This is a genomic window from Evansella sp. AB-P1, assembly GCF_029688925.1.
GTDB lineage: Bacteria > Bacillota > Bacilli > Bacillales > Salisediminibacteriaceae > Evansella.
Window position 1 is genome coordinate 18,619 of sequence record NZ_JARUKY010000012.1, and the last position, 17,287, is coordinate 35,905.

Consider the following 17,287-nt stretch of genomic DNA (forward strand, 5'->3'; position numbering starts at 1 on the left):
CATAATTTATAAAATCGACAAAAATCGTCAATTTTTATGTTATAATCCTATTAATAGTTACTATACAGGAGTATAATGGCTGTTTCTTTTGGTTTTGTTACAAGCCATAAATGATTAATTTTATGAATGTTGTCAATTATTATGAGTTTTCTTGGCTGTTACCTCAATTGCAGGTTTTCAGGATAATGCTCTTTATATTATTGGAATACCAATTCACTTAATTTTCGTTATGTTATTAAACATTATATCTCTGTACTTATTAGGGAAAATCTTCAAACGGGAGGAGAAACGAAAAGTTTATAATGCTGAATCTACTCACGTTGAAGAGTTCCGTTCATTAGTTACTTCTGTTTGGTCTGACCGCCATGACCTAAACAATCACTTAACGGTTATATCCGGATTTATGAAAATATAAAACTTTTGTTCTTTAAAGGTGGTATCATTATTCGACTTACCTTTACTGCATATTTTAATGGATAATTATCATGTTTTTCTATAATTACAAGTATTAAAACGTCCTAGCGTACTACTAATTTCATCAAAGTTTTATTACAAGAAAGGAGTTTTTATGGAGTGGTTTAGTTTCTTTTTATTGTCGTTTCCAGAAGCATTTTTAATGCTCGCAGTTTCTTTTGCTATACTTGGTATTTCAATCAAGGAGAATTTAAAATCTATGATTATTTTCTCACTGTTATACGGTGGAGTTGCTTTTATATTAAGTATTTATATGATGAATTCAGTCAAACCTATCATTAACTTAACAGTGTTCGTACTATTATTAGTAATTATTTTCCATTTTAAAATACTTCATGGTTTTATTATTGGTATCATTGGGTTTATTTTGTTAATATTTTTTGAAATCATTTTACTTCTTCCTTTTACACAACTTGTTCCATTTGAACAAATTGCAGCTAGTCCGTGGTTACGAATCTTTGCAGGTATAACGACTATTCATATTCCATTGTTAGTCACTCTGCTAGTTATACAAAGGTTTAAACTTGTAATTAAGATTCCTTTGTTAAAATAAGAAACATTGTGAAAATAAGAGTTATAGGTACATTGATGCTATTTTAAATTAATTTCAAATAGAATTTAATGATTCATAAGAATTATTGTGTCACTGATTAATGGGTATTTAAAACTAATTTATGATGAACGATGTTGGAGGGACGGTTCTTCTGATTCAAAATGGTGTTGCTGAAGATAGAGGATTAGAAAGATATATAAAGATAATATGAAGCAAACATGTGCACTTGATATTTGAAAGACATGCATGTGTTTGCTTCTTTTATGTGATTGAAGCTATGCGATTATATTAATCGATATCGTCCCTTTATGTAATGACTCACTATATATCTATAACTATAAACAAGTCATTGTTTGCATATAAGATTTCGTTTTTTAAAAAATCAATTAGGTCCTTAGAAGGATATTTTCTTTATAACTAATAAAGCTTTTTTATTTATAAAATAAGAGATTAGAGTGTTTGATTCTATTGGGAACGATGGATTTGACGGGCTTTTGCAACCATTCACTTATAAAAAAGTAATTACTTTTTCTGTTAATAAAATTAATTTTATCCTTCAACTCTCCCTCTACTTATCCTATATAATACTTTGCTCCTAAAAGTATATTAAATAATATTTTATGAAAGCATAGAAACTCAGGCCGTTTTAACCATAGACAATCTTAAGGGATTTTATTTTAATATAGTTATAGAAAAGCCCAATATGAAAATACATAAAATAATTAATTATACATTGATTATGTTGTTTGTTTTTCCAAAAAACTTAAAACTTATCATTTACCCTCATTGCATCATTCAACTTGAAAATAGTAAAGCATAACAGCTGATAAAATTGTTTTCACACCTAAGCCTTCGTATGTATGGCGTCGGTACAGGTTGAAGAATCCTCAACAATTTTTATTTGAGGAGATATATCTTATGGATATTCCGGTAGAAAGACTGAAGGGAGGGGAGATGTAAATAAATTCACGGTTGTATTCCACTATATTTTGAAAACGTTTTCATATGAAGTTTCGGAGAAAAGAACGATAATTGTAAGTTCGTAGTCTTTAAGATATCGTATAGGTGAAAAAATAGTAAAAAATGTAGCATAAAATTTAATAGGTGAAGAATGAGGATCTGAGAAATAGAAGATGAAGCGCGATTATAGAGAGGAGATTGTAAATGAAAATTTCAAAAGTAAAAAAATGGTTCACGATCGCTTTAGCCGCGACCATGATTATTACATCCTTCGGGTTCGCGCAGCTAACAACGCAAAACCTGACCGCATCAGCAACATCAAATGATATCACGGTAAATGAATCAGGAACCTGGTACGAAACCGCGTTTGCAGTATGGACAGGCGACATTAACGCAGAATACGAAGTGTACGTTAAAGGGTCCAACGTTATCGACTGGCGCGACGGGAGCACGATTGACGATTTTCTGACTGACTGGACATTAGTCAATGATGAGGCTAACGAGCCGCTGGTCCGTGTGGTTGATCCAGCAAGAAATACATGGCGTGCTGATATCCCAGGCCTTCCGGAAGGGGATTACGAGATTCAGGTGAGAGTGGACGGGGAAGTTGTACATAGCTTCTCAAACTTACAGACTGAAGCTTTTCCGCGTAATGGTGCGGCTTTCGTTCCATCAAATGAAAATCCATACGAAGGGAATCATGAATTTGCTTTAGATGGCGCTATAGGGGGCTATTTACCGGACGGACGTGTAGATCCGGAAGCGCAGATTGTTTACATCACACCTGAAACCGCTGAAACATATGCCAACAGCTTGTTCAGTGACAGCAGTCGCGGAACAGTTGCTAATGAGAAACAGCCGCTAGTTGTGCGGTTCGTCGGAACGATTAAAGAACGGGGCGCATCAATCGGAGCAGGAAACGGGAATGTTACCATCGAGGGGATTGGACCTGATGCGACTCTTTCTCACGGTCCGTCTTTAATCAGGACAGGCGGTGCCCACAACGTCGTCATCCGGAACATGAATTTTGATTATCAGACCGATGATGCCATTGAGGTCCATGGCGGTGGTACCGGCATTAGAGCTTCAAATATTTGGGTACACAACAACACCTTCGGCCATGGCCAAAACCTGCACTTAGCTAATGCCGATGACCCTGATCAAGCAAAAGCTGATGGATCGATTGACATCGTCAACCACGCACGGAATTACACTGTAGCTTACAACTACATGGCAGGTAGCGGTAAAGCTATGCTGATTGGCGGCGGTGTCGGCTCTATGAGCGAACACTACGGAACGATTCACCATAACTGGTTCCAAGGAACAGAAGAACGGACTCCACGGGTGCGCAATGGACGTGTCCATGTATACAACAATTTATATGAAGATGTCCAAGGGCATCCTTACCATGATACTTTATTGGACAGAAATACAGGTTACGGAATCGGAGCCGCACATAATGCTACCGTTTGGGCGGAAGGGAATATTTTTGACAATGTCAACTTCCCGTTTTTAAGGAGCCGCCAAGGTCATGCCCGCGGACATACACACAATGAGTATGGAATTGACTTACCAAACGGAACGCCGAATGCGGGATTCAATCACTTTTTCCGTGACGCACCTGGATACATCGTCGCACCTGAGGCAGTCTTTGAAGGGGACTTCCCTGAAACAATGGATGGTTTCAGATTGGCATCTGATGTGAAACCAGGTATGACACAAGATGATCTAGATAATCTAAGAATGGATGCTTCCCAACTTGAACCAAACGTTTTCGATGATGCCTCGTCACAGTATTTCAATGTGAAAGAAGATATAGGAATTGTAGTTGCTTCCGACTCGACTACCGAGAACCCGAGCAACATGAGCACCAACCCTGCTTCGCAATTGGATTGGGAGTTCCGTCCGTTACGTCAAGGCGTATGGGCGACGGGTACAACTGAGCAGGCAACGGATTTAAGAACTGAAATCGAAACGAATTCTGGTTCACAGACTAATATCTCACCTGTTTCTGCGCCAGACGCTCCTGAAATCACTGACGTCCGAATCAATGAGGAAGTCCGTTCTGCGTATGGTACGAGACATATTCCAGCTCCTGGTAAAATTGTTGTTCACGAAGGTACTTTCACGATCGATTGGGTAAACAACGATGTATTGACTGAGAGCTACGAAATCCAGTTGAGTACAAATAAAGGAGATTGGGTCACTTTAGCAGAAATAGATCACAATACACGGGATAAGAGTTTTATCACACAGGATATCGATCAATTCGCCAACCTGAATAGCATACTTGCTCAAGCTGAAAACGGTGATATTTATGAATTCAGAATCCGTGCTTTGAATGCTGCAGGTGCCAGTGAGTGGTCTGATGTAGTTGTCGTGGATACAGTTGGAAATGCTGAAGCCTCTGCAGTGGTCAACCATTTGAGAGGAAATCAAAATGAATTGATTATCACTATCGATGAAGTCTATGCTGATGGTACTGGAAGCGGTTCATTGACGGAGACCATCCTCATCAACAACAATGCCGAGGATATTTATCGACTAGGACGTTACGATGTATTCGTCAACACGAAAGGCAATACCCAGATCCGAGATATCTATATCGTCGAATAGCAAAAAAAACGGTTCAGCCTTATGGTTGAGCCGTTTATTTCTATTAGAATAGGTAGTAAAGTAACTTTGAGAGATCATAACTCTCGATTATTACATAAAAAATGATAGGATAACGAGGATTAGTATATAGTATCTCGTGATTCCAAAATTTTAGTGGGATAAGATATTCTTTAGTTAAGTAATTTCTCATCTATGAGTTGTTGAGGTTTTGGAGCACATGACACAATTTATTCCTAATTTTACTAGTTTGTATTGCAAGATAGCGATTTTTTATGTAAACTATGTTGTAAAGCAAGGTACTTAAAGTGATGAAGAAAAAAGGTTTATGCAGTTCTTCTATATTGTAATACAAGGTAGGTGGCGATCGTGACAATTAGAAGTCAATTGTTAAAGGGGATACTGGAAGGATGTATCCTTGCTGTAGTATCTCGGCAAAAAGTATATGGTTATGAATTATCAATGAAACTTCAAGGATACGGGTTAGAGGTTAGCGAAGGTTCGATTTATCCTATATTGTTAAGGCTTCAGAAAGAAAGACTTATCTATGGGAAGATGGAAAAATCTAATAGTGGTCCAAATCGGAAATATTATTACTTAACACAGTTAGGAGAAGAAGCACTAAGTAATTTTAAAAAACAATGGGAAGGAATTAAAATTCCGGTTGATCTTTTATTAAATGGGGAGGAGCAATCACAATGAAAGTAGAAGAGTTACTAACGCATAACAATAAGCTGAGAGTGAAACTCACGGAGGAAAACCGGAAGTACTATGAAGATATGCTTGTTTACATTCGATTATCATATGACAAGTCGGAAAAGGAAACTGAAGAGATATTATCCGAATTATTAGGCCATCTTATTGAAGCTCAACAAGAAGGAAGAACAGCTGAGGATGTTTTTGGTAAAGACCCTAAGAAGTATGCAGACAATATTATTGGTGAACTGCCAAAAATGGTTTCTAAAGAAAGATTACTGCTTGGAAGCATGTCCCTTTTATATTTCTTAGGAGTGTCGGTTTTTTTCATTGGAATAGTTCGAATGATAAATCAGTATGTCATACCTATAGATCAAATGACTAACGAGTATTATATTCTTTCTGTGGTAGTAAAAACTCTCACTTCGATTCCGATTGCATTCCTGTTAATATTTGGTGCATTGCAATATTTAAGATGGGCTTGCTTTAAGAATATCTCGAGAGTAAAGGATTTCTTCATCTTATGGGGCTGGGAGATGCTCTCTATAGGAATCTTTGTTCTTGTATATTATTTGGTTCCCGATATTGGTCCAGTAATCGAAGTTTCAGGATGGTTTGTAGCATTATTAGGAATTTTTCTCTATCTTGCAGGGAGTTTCGTGAAAAGAATAAGTACAAACAATTAAGCTCACAAAAAATGGTGAATTTTGGATGTAAAAGGGAAAAAATTCCGTTTATCCCTTTTAACTTTATATATAATAAAAGTAGATTGTATACCCAGAGGTAATTATTACGTTCAATTGCCTCTTGAATCATAGAAATAAATAACTCTTCTTTAATATCCTCTACTTTTTTCACTTGTATATGATGCATTTGTTTACCTGTTTCTTGAAGTAGCCTTTCTTTGTCTGTAAGCTCTGAACCTTGATAAAATCCTAAGTTTACAAGTTTTTTAGCAGTGCCTATATAACATACTAGTCCATTTTGTGCATAGTTCGGTTTAGAGCATTTAATCTCTTCAATAATTTCTGGAGAGGATCTAAAAATAAGCTCTCTTAGCTGTAACCAACGTAAGCAACCCATAATTTGGTTGTTCGGGTTTAATGTTTAGTAGATCCACCCAGCGGATTCCTTACACAAGTATAGTCATTAATGAAAAAAGCAAGATTGTAGTTAAATACGTTGACATTCATATTCTCTTAGGTCCACTTTTTCTATCTGTATCGTACTGTGCTTAATATGAAGCTTTGTTTTAATATAATCTTTAGCATGTAACAAAATATCGTGATGTTTTTCCGAATAAGAAGGGTCTATGACAAGGTGCGCCGTTAGACTATTTATACCAGATGTGATTGTCCATACATGCAAGTCATGTACATTTCTGACACCATCTATTTTTAACAAGGCGCTTTCAACTTCACCTATATTAATGTTCCTAGGAGTGCCCTCCAAAAGCACATGAACCGTATCTTTTAACAGGGAAAAAGCAGTAAAAGAAATCATTATAGCGATAACGATACTTAGTATAGGATCGGCTATATACCAGCCGGTAAAGTAAATAATGACGCCAGCAATTACTGCGGCTACGGAGCCCAATGCATCACTAAGTACATGTAAATATGCTCCACGCATATTAAGGTTTTCCTTCACATCTCCACGCATTAATGCATACATAGCACCAATATTAGCGATAAGTCCAATGAAAGCAATAACGATCATCCCTCCAGCTATTACTTCTTGAGGAGCCATGAACCTAATAATTGCTTCTCGAAAAATAAAAACAGAAATAACAATTAACGCAACACTGTTGAATAATGCTGCTAACACTTCATAACGATGATTACCATACGTTCGTTTTGGACTTACCGCTTTTGCAGCAAGAGTAAAGGCAATTAAACTTATGAGCAAATTGGAAAAATCATTTAGCATATGAAAAGCATCTGCTAAAAGGGCTAGACTACCAGTCCAAAGTCCACCAATAAACTGAACGATCATCCAACTTCCAATAATTATCATGGCAATAATTAAGTTAATCTTATTTTCATGTCCAGTTTGATGATGGTGATGATGGTGATGATCCATTTTTCACTCTCCCTTTCAATATATGTTCATATAATCATATAATAACTGTACAAAATTATTTAAAAAATCACACACCTCTTATCTTATGGGAAATATATTTATACTCCGAATTCTAATTTAATTTCAATCGTGGTTGGAGTGTTCTATTGTTTTCTCAAGAATATCCATGATGTGGTCGTCTTCAGGAGAATAATAGATGGATGTTCCTTCTCGTCTTGATTTAACAAGACGTAAATTTTTTAAAAATCTTAATTGATGTGACACCGTTGATTGTCCTAGTGACAAAAGTTCTACAATTTCACCAACTGAACACTCTTTTACAGATAATAAATGTAATATTCGTATACGGGTAGGATCTCCTAAAGCTTTAAAAGTTTGAGAAACGATAAAAAGTGTTTCTTTATCAAGGTCATAATTATTCATGAATTTACACCCCTTTATATATGATCATATGTTCATATTATCATAATAAGACTTAAATGGATAGATAATAAATAGCTAAAATTAAATTGCATGATTGTAGATTCTTGATGCTGTATTCATGAAAAATGGTTTAGAGGTAGAAATTTAAACCATGATAATCTATGACAGTATAGGAAGAATGTTAATTATAGCCCAAAACGTAGAACCAGCGAAAAACAATAAAAATAACATCAAACCATTTTAAGAATATTTATAATTTTTTATATTTTTTAAATTAAATAAGCTAAAATCATTGTATACCATACAGGGGTATAGTAAGATGGAATAGATTTAAAAATATGAAGGAGGAATATCAATGGAACAAAGATCATTCATGGTTAAGGGAATGTCGTGTGGTCATTGCGTTAATTCAATAGAAGGGGAAGTACGGGATCTTGAAGGTGTAGGCTATGTGAAGGTTCATTTAAAAAGCGAAAAAGTAGATGTGCAATTTGATGCAAAAAAAATTACGCTAAATAGGATTAAAGACGTCATTGAAGAACAAGGATACGAAGTTAAACCCAAATAAGACTTAATTCATAAGGGAACCTTTTCAATAAAGAGCTAAAATAATCGTGCGGTTTTCACTTTTATTTTTAAGATTTATATACCCCCGTACAGTATATACTTTGTCAGGAGTGGTGAAAGTGGTTCAAAAGGAAATCTCAATGAAAATATCGGGCATGACATGTGCAGCGTGTGCGAACAAAATAGAAAAAGGTTTGTCAAAAATGAATGGTGTTCTAGAAGCGAATGTAAACTTTGCTCTTGAGACAACAAAAGTAATCTATGATCATCAAGAGACAAGTCCAAAAGATGTAGAAAATATAATTGAAAAATTAGGCTATCATGTTGTGCACGAAAAAAGTGAGTTTGACATTTCTGGTATGACGTGTGCAGCATGTGCAACAAAAATTGAAAAGAGGATAATCAAAATGGATGGCGTTTCTCAAGCAAATGTTAATTTTGCAATAGAAACATTGTCAGTTGAATACGATGTGCAAAGGGTTAGATCAAATGATATGATGCAAGCCGTCAAAAAACTAGGCTATACCCTTATTCCAAAAAAAGAGAATGAGCAAAAAGTTGATCATAAAGAAAAAGAAATCGAAATTCAATATGGGAAGTTTTTACTTTCCTTGGTTCTTACTCTTCCTCTTTTATGGACAATGGTGACGCACTTTGAAATAACGTCATTTCTATATTTACCAGATATGTTTATGAATCCTTGGGTGCAATTGGCGCTAGCTACCCCAGTTCAATTTGTCGTAGGAGCTCAGTTTTATAGGGGATCGTATCATGCGTTAAAAAATAAAAGTGCTAATATGGACGTACTAGTTGCTCTGGGTACTAGTGCAGCCTACTTCTACAGCATATATTTAGGATGGGAGTGGATGAACGCAGGAAGTAGGGGGATGCCTGAGTTATATTTTGAGGCAGCAGCGGTTATTATTACTCTCATTGTGCTTGGGAAGTTATTCGAAGTTCGGGCAAAGGGAAGAACAAGCCAGGCTATTCAAAAGCTATTAGGTTTACAAGCTAAAACAGCACGTTTGATTCGAGATGGAGAAGAATTAGAAGTGCCAATTGAAGAAGTGATAGCTGGGGACGTTATAATGATTCAACCAGGTGAAAAAGTACCAGTGGATGGAGAGATCATGGAAGGTCGATCAGCTGTAGATGAGTCCATGATTACAGGAGAAAGTATTCCAATTGATAAATCTATAGGAGACCCAGTGACCGGTGCCACAATTAACAAAAATGGCTCTCTGAAAATAAAAGCAACTAAGGTCGGTAAAGATACAGCTTTATCACAAATTGTAAAAGTGGTTCAAGAAGCACAGGGATCAAAAGCGGATATCCAACGAATGGTTGATAAGGTATCCAGTATTTTTGTCCCCATTGTAGTCGTCGTTGCAGTTGCTACCTTTTCCATATGGTATTTCATCGTATCACCTGGAGATTTACGTTCTGCATTAATCCCAACAATCTCTATTTTGGTCATTGCTTGCCCTTGTGCATTAGGACTCGCTACTCCGACATCGATCATGGCTGGGTCAGGAAGAGCTGCAGAAATGGGTCTTTTGTTTAAAGGAGGAGAACATTTAGAAAACACACAGTCTATTAAAACTGTTGTGTTAGATAAAACAGGAACAGTTACAAAAGGGGACCCTGAACTAACTGATTTAAAGGTGGGGAATGGATTTTCTGATAATGACGTTCTTTACTATGTAGGTTCAGCAGAACGGAACTCTGAGCATCCCTTGGCACAAGCCATTGTAAAAGGTGTCAAATCAAAGGATATTACATTAGGAAATTCATCTGACTTTGAAGCTATACCGGGCTATGGTATTAAAGCAACGGTAGATGATAAGACAATTTATGTAGGAACACGAAATCTCATGAAAGAAAACAACATCGCTTTTGTAAATGACGTTGTCGTACAAATGGAATCTTTAGAAAGAGAAGGGAAAACAGCTATGTTAATTGCCATTGATTACCATCTTGCAGGAGTGATAGCAGTAGCAGATACAGTCAAAGAAACATCAAAAGATGCCGTAAAACGTATGACGGATCTTGGTCTGGAAGTCATTATGTTAACAGGTGACAATGAACGAACAGCCAACGCCATCGCGAAGCAGGTTGGGATTAAACACGTGATTGCTGAAGTGATACCAAAACAGAAAAGTGACGAAATTGAAAGATTGCAGAAAGACGGAAAGAAAGTCGCTATGGTTGGGGATGGAATCAATGATGCACCAGCACTGGCAATGGCTGATATAGGAATGGCAATTGGAACTGGAACGGATGTTGCCATTGAAGCCGCAGATATCACTCTCATGCGTGGAGATTTGAACAGTGTGGCTGATGCAATTATCATGAGCCGGAAAACAATGAGAAATATTAAGCAAAATCTCTTTTTCGCTTTCATATACAATACTTCTGCGATTCCTGTAGCGGCAGTTGGACTGCTAGCTCCATGGGTTGCAGGTGCAGCAATGGCATTTAGTTCTGTATCGGTTGTATTAAACGCTTTACGTTTACAAAAGGTAAAATTCAATAAAAAGGAGGTGGCCTAATGGGTAAAAAAAAATGGTGGTTACTTTCAGGTATCACCTACTTGGCTCTAGTTATTGGAAGCTATAGTTTGGTGACTGGATCGAATCCTTTAGTAAGTGGTGAATTGCATAGTGAGAATGATCATAGCGAAGAACCTCATGAATCCGTTAGAAATCAAGCAGAAGATGAAGAAGGGAATAACCATAATAATGAACATGAATCTCACAACTTTGGAGACTCTGAAATAGCAATTCATCTTCAGCACGATAATGATATGATTATTGTTGATGTAAGGGATATGGAGGGAAATGCACCTGAACTGGTTGTAACCCATGAAAAGCTCATGCACCTCATACTACTTAGTAACGATTTGGAAGATTATTATCATTTCCATCCTGAAAAAGTAGAGAAAGGTTCGTTTGTACAAGAATTTATCCTCCCAGACGGTCACTACCATGCATTTGTTGATATTAAACCAGAAGGGAAAAGGTATGCGGTCGATCCTTATGAAGTTATTATTGGAGATCATCAAGATGATAATACTATAATAAACCTTCAGGTAGATCGAGAGTTAGTTATAAGTAAGAGTGATAAAGAAGTGGAGCTTATAACGTCTAATCTGAAAGCTGGAGAAACCGTTGTATTGACTTTCGACTTAAAAGACGAAATGCCTGAGCCATACTTAGGTGCACTTGGTCACGTAGTTATTGTTGATGAAAGTGTAGAAAATTATATCCATGTTCACCCTAAGTCAGATGATTCTACAGTATTTGAAGCATATTTTCCGAAAGAAGGGATTTATAAGCTTTGGGCAGAGTTTAAGTTCAAGGATGAAGGCGTCATCGTCTTTCCTTTTGTATTAGAAGTGAAATAACAAAGAGACATTCCTGCACATACGTACAGGGATGTCTCTTTTTGATCGTGATCTTTCGTTCATTCAACATTTTTGTGTGACTTACATATTTTAATTGGCTTTAATCAGTTTGTCATGGTCGACAATTTTACCGTTAATGACTACACATGGTAAAAGGTGAATCGAATACAATTCCACTTTCTTAGAAAAATCTTTGTGTTCTTCATGGTATACCATAATTTCGCATTCTGAACATGCTGTTTCTTTTACATCCTCGATTAAGCGGTGATCGGAATTTGGGTTTTGAATAAACACCTCAATCTTCATGGTTCTTCATGATCTCCCTTCGTTATGAATTGAATAACGGGACATTGATCTTTGAGAAGGGGGTAAGGGGTATTGGACTTTCGTAAGACTTGTTCTAATAAGTACTTTTGGTTTTGCAACTGAGTTATTTTCTCTTCAATTTCCTTCATTTTTTCTTCAGCTATTGCAAACATCGAGGACGTTTCAACTTCTTGAGAAGAATAAAATAACTTTATAATTTGATGGATTTCTTCTAGTGTCAATCCTAAAGCCTTTGCTGACTTTATAAAACGGATATCTTCAATAGTCTTTGGTTTAAAAATTCTGTAACCTGACTTTGTCCTAGTAGCTTGAGGAATAAGACCTCGTTTCTCGTAGTATCTCACGGTTTCGATACTTACTTGTGATAATTGTGCAACCTTACCAATTGTGAGGCCATCCATTGTCCTTCCTCCTTTTCTCAAGATTTCCCTCCATATATTATCAACCCTGACCTATACTTCAGAGTCAATTATTTAATTAGGAGTAGAAAAACATACATCTAGCAAAAGATATCACGTTTGTGTTGGAATGATACTTCGTGCGCTACTTAATCCGGGAAATCAACGGTAGTGTAGTTTTATATAAATAGCTGTTTCAAAACATAGAACATCCCTCTCATTCGTCAATACGACTATCAACTCTTTTGAGGAAATGAGCAATGATAATTCGATTTTATCATGATTTCCATGGGTGTATAGATTTTCATCTTGTGTTGATTGAATTGTTTGAAATGCGAATGCTACTTGCCATTAAAAGTAGTTAAGTTTAACAATGGTTAAGTTGCTTTTGTGTACTGGGGCATTTGTTTGATATTTATGAAGGTGATTGTAGTATAATTGTTATTTTATTCGCGGTAGGAGCCACATTTATTACTAGTTTCTTAGGTTTACAGTACAAGAAATAAGAAGAAATTCTATATAATTGGTGAGTGGATGCGGTGTAAAAGGAAACCCAGTCGGTGTGCTTTAATGCCGAGGCAGGTAATGAAGGCGGTCAGTCACAGAGCAACCACCAGTTACACACTGGTGGTTTTAATTATTTGTTTAACCATTGAACATGACCAACATTATAAGTACATTCATTTTAATGAATTTGTTATTTGATAGCACTGGGATTATATTTGGACTCATGAGAACCGTCCCTGTGATTTTACAAATCAAATTACCGATAGAGATGAAAAGAATGTACGTCGAAGATATTTCCATGAATAGCGAAGTATTATTATCCAGTGATACTACAATTAAAATTGAAGAATTTAAAAAAAGGTAGTGTGTATCATTTTTAGCGGAAGTGATTAGCTAATGAAGAAGACATACGAAGAATGGAAAAAGGAATTGGATGAAGAAAATAGGAGATCAGAAACACGTATGAGTGATAAGTTTTCTTATACTCAAAAAGGGGAAATTATCGTCAAACCACCGAAAGAAAAAGACAAACAATAATTACACCGATTGTTCACTTCATAGAATTTTGTTTTGATAGAAAATAGAACTTTAGTTAATAGTAAAGTATTCCTTCTATAATAAGAAAGAATACTTTTTTGTTTTGATTCGTAATAACCTTCATATCAGCACCTTAAGTACTGTCTCAACATTTTAGATTAGAGTAATGTAAGTCATGGTTCAATTAAAGGTGAATGGGAAAATTTTGTGCAAATAGACAATTTTTTATCATGTATTCTTAATGTGTTAGGTATGTGATATATATTGTTTTTTAAAATTTAATTATTCTACTTCCGTATTTATGGAGACGTGGGAATATTTCACCATAGATTGGAAATTCTAATTCCTTTCCTCACATGACGAAGGTCATCGTGACCACATTTGTAAGGATTGTAAAAGAAAATCGACGAATGTGAAAAGAATAAGAATTCCAATAAGTGGAAAAGAGGTTTACGAGGTAGAAGAATATCAAGCACTGTTAGTATTTGAATCAAGTGGACTCAGTAGAACCGTCCCCATGAGTAGGAGATGTTGTAAAAATGAACAATTTGTGATTATTTTCACATTTAGGTAGCAATATACAATTTTCCTAGTATGATTAGTGTAAGATTTTACATTTTATACAAAAAGGGTGGAGAAGCTCATGTTTTGGATTCAGTTTCTTATCGTTTTAGCTTGTATCCTCATTGGTGCTCGAATTGGAGGCATTGGATTAGGTGTTCTTGGTGGTGTTGGTTTAGCCATCTTAACTTTTGGTTTCCAGCTTCAGCCTACAGCACCGCCGATTGATGTTATGCTCATGATTCTAGCAGTTGTTACTGCTGCAGGAGTTTTACAGGCTTCTGGTGGGTTAAACTATCTTATTTCTATTGCAGAGAAAATGCTACGTAAAAACCCAGATCGAATTACGTTCATGGCACCGATTACAACGTATATATTCACGTTTTTTGCCGGAACTGGTCACGTAGCCTATAGTTTGTTACCTGTTATTTCTGAGGTTGCTCAAGAGTCAAAGGTTCGACCGGAAAGACCATTGTCTATTGCAGTTATTGCATCTCAACAAGCCATTACAGCCAGTCCTATTTCAGCTGCAACTGTAGCTTTGTTAGCTATTTTATCTCCTTTTGATATTACGTTACTACATATTCTTGGGGTAACGATTCCAGCTACGTTTCTAGCCATTATGCTATCTGCTTTTATTATTCGTAAAAAAGGGTTGGAATTAGAGGACGATCCAGAATATCAGCGTCGTTTTAAAAAAGGATTAGAGCCGATGGAAAAAGCACGGGAGGAGTCCTTAGAAATTACTCGTAGTTCTAAAATCTCTGTTTATTTATTTTTATTTGGAGCCGTGTTTGTGGTGTTATTAGGAAGCTTCCCAGAATTAAGACCAACGTTTACGGTTGGTGAAGATGTGTCTCAATTATCTATGGCTTATGCAATTCAAATTATTATGCTTACTGTAGCTGCCGTGACCATTTTAGTTTGTAAAACAAATGTAGAAAAAGTTGTTACTGGTAACGTATTCCGTTCCGGTATCATTGCCGTGGTGGCCATTTTTGGTATTGCATGGCTAGGGGATACATTTTTCCAAGCAAATATCGGTGTCATTGAAGAGAATATCGCAAGTATCGTTACGACAGCACCGTGGTTATTTGCCTTTGCATTGTTCATCTTATCCATCTTAGTAAATTCTCAAGCAGCGACGATTCGTGCGTTAATGCCACTTGGATTAACGTTAGGAATTTCACCATTTTTCTTAATCGCCATGTTCCCAGCTGTTAACGGGTACTTCTTCTTCCCTAACTATGGACCATTACTGGCAGCCATTAATATGGACCGCACAGGGTCAACAAAAATTGGGAAGTACGTTTTTAACCATAGCTTCATGACACCAGGACTTATCACCTGTACCCTTTCCGTTACGATCGGATTTGTGTTAGTGTTCTTGTTCTTCTAATTTGTGAGTCAGCAATGGTTCACTGTGATGGCGGCGGTGGTTCAGTGGGATTCATCGGGACGGTTCTTATGAGTCGAAATGATGATGGGACAGAGGTTAGTTGTGAACTTTTCCTCTTGGCCATGCTCAAGTAAGTGAAACAGCTAGCGTTATATTAAGAGTAAGGGGGCTAATGTTCCACGAACAAAATTAGAAGAATTAAATTAAGGATCTTTTAAAATAGTTATCGTTCTTAATGCCCACCAATACAGTGAAACTGTAGACTACTAGGAGAGAGGAATCACTTTCAAGAGCCAAATATAAATCATTTAAATCAGTAGGTTCATCAACTAAGATAAGACTAGGTTCATTTATAACAGCTCTTGCAATAGCTACCCGCTTTTTTTCCGCGCCTGATGATAGTTGAGTAACGTGGTTATTTGAAAATAATCGTCACTGAGGATGAAGATTGAATTATTTTGAAAATAAGGGTGGAAAGTTTAGATAATTTGAGTAAATAATTTTGAAAATTTAAGTGGAATAAAGGAAATAGTTGTTAGACAGACCTTTGCCTTTTATGGTAAGGGTCTTTTTTACAACATTTTATTCTAAGGGATTAATGCTCTTCGATGAATACGACTACGACATTGAACAGAAATTTTGGGCATTATTATTTGTTATTAGAATGGAAACACAGTTAAGTTCGATCGTCACAGAAGAGACCAAGAGTTATTCACGAGTGCAAATCAGAACTATATCTACTGGCAAGTATTCCAACTAGATATTGTTTATATAACCATATAGTTGGATAAGTGGACTCGGGAGAACCGTCCCCGTAAATCCTTGCAACTTTTTAATAGTATAAAACGTCGTAGATATAAGGAGGGATTATATGTATAAAAAAATTGTAATTCTGTTTATTACAATATTATCTTTTTCTATAGTGGCTGGGTGTTTGGGAAATGAAGAAAATGAAGGTTTTAGTGATGATAAGATGATTGGGTCTGTAATTGATGTTAAACACGAAGAAGAGATAGTAATGGTCAATACCTCTGAGTGGGAATACCGTGATGTTGAAAGTAACGATGAAGGGGAATTATATCTATATTATGCTGAATTATCTGCTGATAGTTTGATAAAAAAAGAAGATGGTTCTAACGTAAGCCTGCAAAATATTAAAGTAGGACAGAAAGTGTTGATTCATCCCCCAAGAATAGATAAATTTGAAGGTCACGCAGAAGAAATTATCCTATTAGATATGACATATGAAGAAAAATACGAAGAGGTGCTATCCCATTTAAAGGATATATTAAATATTGTTGTCATTCATGAAAAGGGTCAAAGCTTATCTAATGAGATCATAACTGTGGGAATGGATATTGAACAACTAACAGCTGGGAGTTTTATAGAGTATTCAGAGGACTATGTTGTTGATTATAAGGAGGCTTTTGATCTGGAATCATTACCAGTTATTCTTGTTTCTAACAGTGAAGAGGTGTTATTAAAGACAACTGATGTGGAAGAAGTAAATAGATTTTTTGAAGAGCTAGAATAAGACATTAAAATTAGAAATGAAGTCTAGTTTGTGGTTTTATTTCATTTACCAGAAGGAAGATCATTAGGGCTGTGTTACGGTTATAAGTACAAAGTGTATAAAGCATTAAAACATTAAGTGGAGTTTAAAAAATAAATAACCAACCAAACAGTACTTTACTCTTGTCAGGTTATAAAGAATTGACTGGCTATATAAATAATCGATAAATAAGTGGACTCGGGAGAACCGTCCCCATGATTCTTTGTACTTA

Annotated in this window: 14 protein-coding genes and 2 pseudogenes; 11 read left to right on the top strand and 5 right to left on the bottom strand. The window is 36.0% G+C overall.

All coding sequences use genetic code 11. The features are described 5' to 3' along the window. Positions 1–151 precede the first annotated feature (151 nt). The 5 genes from QA612_RS13540 (at position 152) to QA612_RS13560 (ending at position 5,982) form a co-directional block, all read left to right on the top strand. Positions 152–415: a hypothetical protein gene (locus tag QA612_RS13540; protein WP_278284353.1), complete on the top strand. Its 264-nt coding sequence runs from the start codon at positions 152–154 to the stop codon at positions 413–415. Positions 416–568: 153 nt separating this feature from the next. Then, on the top strand, positions 569–1,027 hold the full coding sequence (locus tag QA612_RS13545) for a hypothetical protein (protein ID WP_278284354.1): 459 nt from the start codon (positions 569–571) through the stop codon (positions 1,025–1,027). A gap of 1,164 nt (positions 1,028–2,191) precedes the next feature. After that, positions 2,192–4,603, top strand: coding sequence for a pectate lyase family protein (locus QA612_RS13550; RefSeq protein WP_278284355.1), 2,412 nt, complete (start codon positions 2,192–2,194; stop codon positions 4,601–4,603). A 366-nt stretch (positions 4,604–4,969) separates the two neighbouring features. After that, on the top strand, positions 4,970–5,302 hold the full coding sequence (locus tag QA612_RS13555) for a PadR family transcriptional regulator (protein WP_278284356.1): 333 nt from the start codon (positions 4,970–4,972) through the stop codon (positions 5,300–5,302). Then, positions 5,299–5,982, top strand: coding sequence for a DUF1129 family protein (locus QA612_RS13560; RefSeq protein WP_278284357.1), 684 nt, complete (start codon positions 5,299–5,301; stop codon positions 5,980–5,982). The genes QA612_RS13555 and QA612_RS13560 overlap by 4 nt, the downstream gene beginning before the upstream one ends. Positions 5,983–6,106: 124 nt before the next feature. Here the strand turns inward: QA612_RS13560 and QA612_RS13565 are convergent. From QA612_RS13565 to QA612_RS13575, 3 genes and pseudogenes are all read right to left on the bottom strand, one after another. Then, a pseudogene (locus tag QA612_RS13565) lies at positions 6,107–6,379 on the bottom strand (DUF1801 domain-containing protein); the annotation flags it as partial. Positions 6,380–6,469: 90 nt separating this feature from the next. Continuing rightward, the gene (locus QA612_RS13570; protein ID WP_278284358.1) at positions 6,470–7,378 is read right to left on the bottom strand and encodes a cation diffusion facilitator family transporter; all 909 of its coding nucleotides are present in this window, start codon (positions 7,376–7,378) and stop codon (positions 6,470–6,472) included. A gap of 123 nt (positions 7,379–7,501) precedes the next feature. Next, a complete protein-coding gene (locus QA612_RS13575) occupies positions 7,502–7,801 on the bottom strand; it encodes an ArsR/SmtB family transcription factor (RefSeq protein ID WP_278284359.1) in 300 nt (99 codons plus the stop codon). A gap of 355 nt (positions 7,802–8,156) precedes the next feature. Here QA612_RS13575 and copZ point away from each other — a divergent pair, with 355 nt between their 5' ends. The 3 genes from copZ (at position 8,157) to QA612_RS13590 (ending at position 11,774) form a co-directional block, all read left to right on the top strand. Then, a complete protein-coding gene (gene copZ, locus QA612_RS13580; protein ID WP_278284360.1) occupies positions 8,157–8,369 on the top strand; it encodes a copper chaperone CopZ in 213 nt (70 codons plus the stop codon). 139 nt (positions 8,370–8,508) lie between these two features. Next, positions 8,509–10,920 carry a heavy metal translocating P-type ATPase gene (locus tag QA612_RS13585; protein WP_278284481.1) on the top strand — a complete coding sequence of 804 codons (2,412 nt, stop codon included), beginning with the start codon at positions 8,509–8,511 and terminating at the stop codon, positions 10,918–10,920. Beyond that, positions 10,920–11,774 (top strand): hypothetical protein, encoded by an 855-nt coding sequence (locus QA612_RS13590; protein ID WP_278284362.1) that lies wholly within the window; start codon positions 10,920–10,922, stop codon positions 11,772–11,774. Before QA612_RS13585 ends, QA612_RS13590 begins: the two co-directional genes overlap by 1 nt. Before the next feature lie 302 nt (positions 11,775–12,076). On the opposite strand, the gene QA612_RS13595 is transcribed toward QA612_RS13590, so the two are convergent. Then, positions 12,077–12,502 (bottom strand): MerR family transcriptional regulator, encoded by a 426-nt coding sequence (locus QA612_RS13595; protein ID WP_278284363.1) that lies wholly within the window; start codon positions 12,500–12,502, stop codon positions 12,077–12,079. Positions 12,503–13,402: 900 nt separating this feature from the next. Between QA612_RS13595 and QA612_RS13600 the strand changes: the two genes are divergently transcribed. Next, a complete protein-coding gene (locus QA612_RS13600; protein WP_278284364.1) occupies positions 13,403–13,543 on the top strand; it encodes a hypothetical protein in 141 nt (46 codons plus the stop codon). Between the two features lie 643 nt (positions 13,544–14,186). Further along, positions 14,187–15,503 carry an anaerobic C4-dicarboxylate transporter family protein gene (locus QA612_RS13605; protein WP_278284365.1) on the top strand — a complete coding sequence of 439 codons (1,317 nt, stop codon included), beginning with the start codon at positions 14,187–14,189 and terminating at the stop codon, positions 15,501–15,503. A 198-nt stretch (positions 15,504–15,701) separates the two neighbouring features. On the opposite strand, the pseudogene QA612_RS13610 reads toward QA612_RS13605, so the two are convergent. Beyond that, positions 15,702–15,908: pseudogene (locus QA612_RS13610) on the bottom strand (ATP-binding cassette domain-containing protein); the annotation flags it as partial. A gap of 466 nt (positions 15,909–16,374) precedes the next feature. Between QA612_RS13610 and QA612_RS13615 the strand changes: the two are divergent. Beyond that, the gene (locus QA612_RS13615; protein ID WP_278284366.1) at positions 16,375–17,037 is read left to right on the top strand and encodes a hypothetical protein; all 663 of its coding nucleotides are present in this window, start codon (positions 16,375–16,377) and stop codon (positions 17,035–17,037) included. Positions 17,038–17,287 lie beyond the last annotated feature (250 nt).

Coding starts and splice junctions, on each gene's coding strand:
- QA612_RS13545 (WP_278284354.1), top strand. CDS start 569: ATGGAGTGGTTTAGTTTCTTTTTATTGTCGTTTCCAGAAGCATTTTTA.
- QA612_RS13550 (WP_278284355.1), top strand. CDS start 2,192: ATGAAAATTTCAAAAGTAAAAAAATGGTTCACGATCGCTTTAGCCGCG.
- QA612_RS13560 (WP_278284357.1), top strand. CDS start 5,299: ATGAAAGTAGAAGAGTTACTAACGCATAACAATAAGCTGAGAGTGAAA.
- QA612_RS13570 (WP_278284358.1), bottom strand. CDS start 7,378: ATGGATCATCACCATCATCACCATCATCAAACTGGACATGAAAATAAG.
- QA612_RS13575 (WP_278284359.1), bottom strand. CDS start 7,801: ATGAATAATTATGACCTTGATAAAGAAACACTTTTTATCGTTTCTCAA.
- copZ (WP_278284360.1), top strand. CDS start 8,157: ATGGAACAAAGATCATTCATGGTTAAGGGAATGTCGTGTGGTCATTGC.
- QA612_RS13585 (WP_278284481.1), top strand. CDS start 8,509: ATGAAAATATCGGGCATGACATGTGCAGCGTGTGCGAACAAAATAGAA.
- QA612_RS13590 (WP_278284362.1), top strand. CDS start 10,920: ATGGGTAAAAAAAAATGGTGGTTACTTTCAGGTATCACCTACTTGGCT.
- QA612_RS13595 (WP_278284363.1), bottom strand. CDS start 12,502: ATGGATGGCCTCACAATTGGTAAGGTTGCACAATTATCACAAGTAAGT.
- QA612_RS13600 (WP_278284364.1), top strand. CDS start 13,403: ATGAAGAAGACATACGAAGAATGGAAAAAGGAATTGGATGAAGAAAAT.
- QA612_RS13605 (WP_278284365.1), top strand. CDS start 14,187: ATGTTTTGGATTCAGTTTCTTATCGTTTTAGCTTGTATCCTCATTGGT.
- QA612_RS13615 (WP_278284366.1), top strand. CDS start 16,375: ATGTATAAAAAAATTGTAATTCTGTTTATTACAATATTATCTTTTTCT.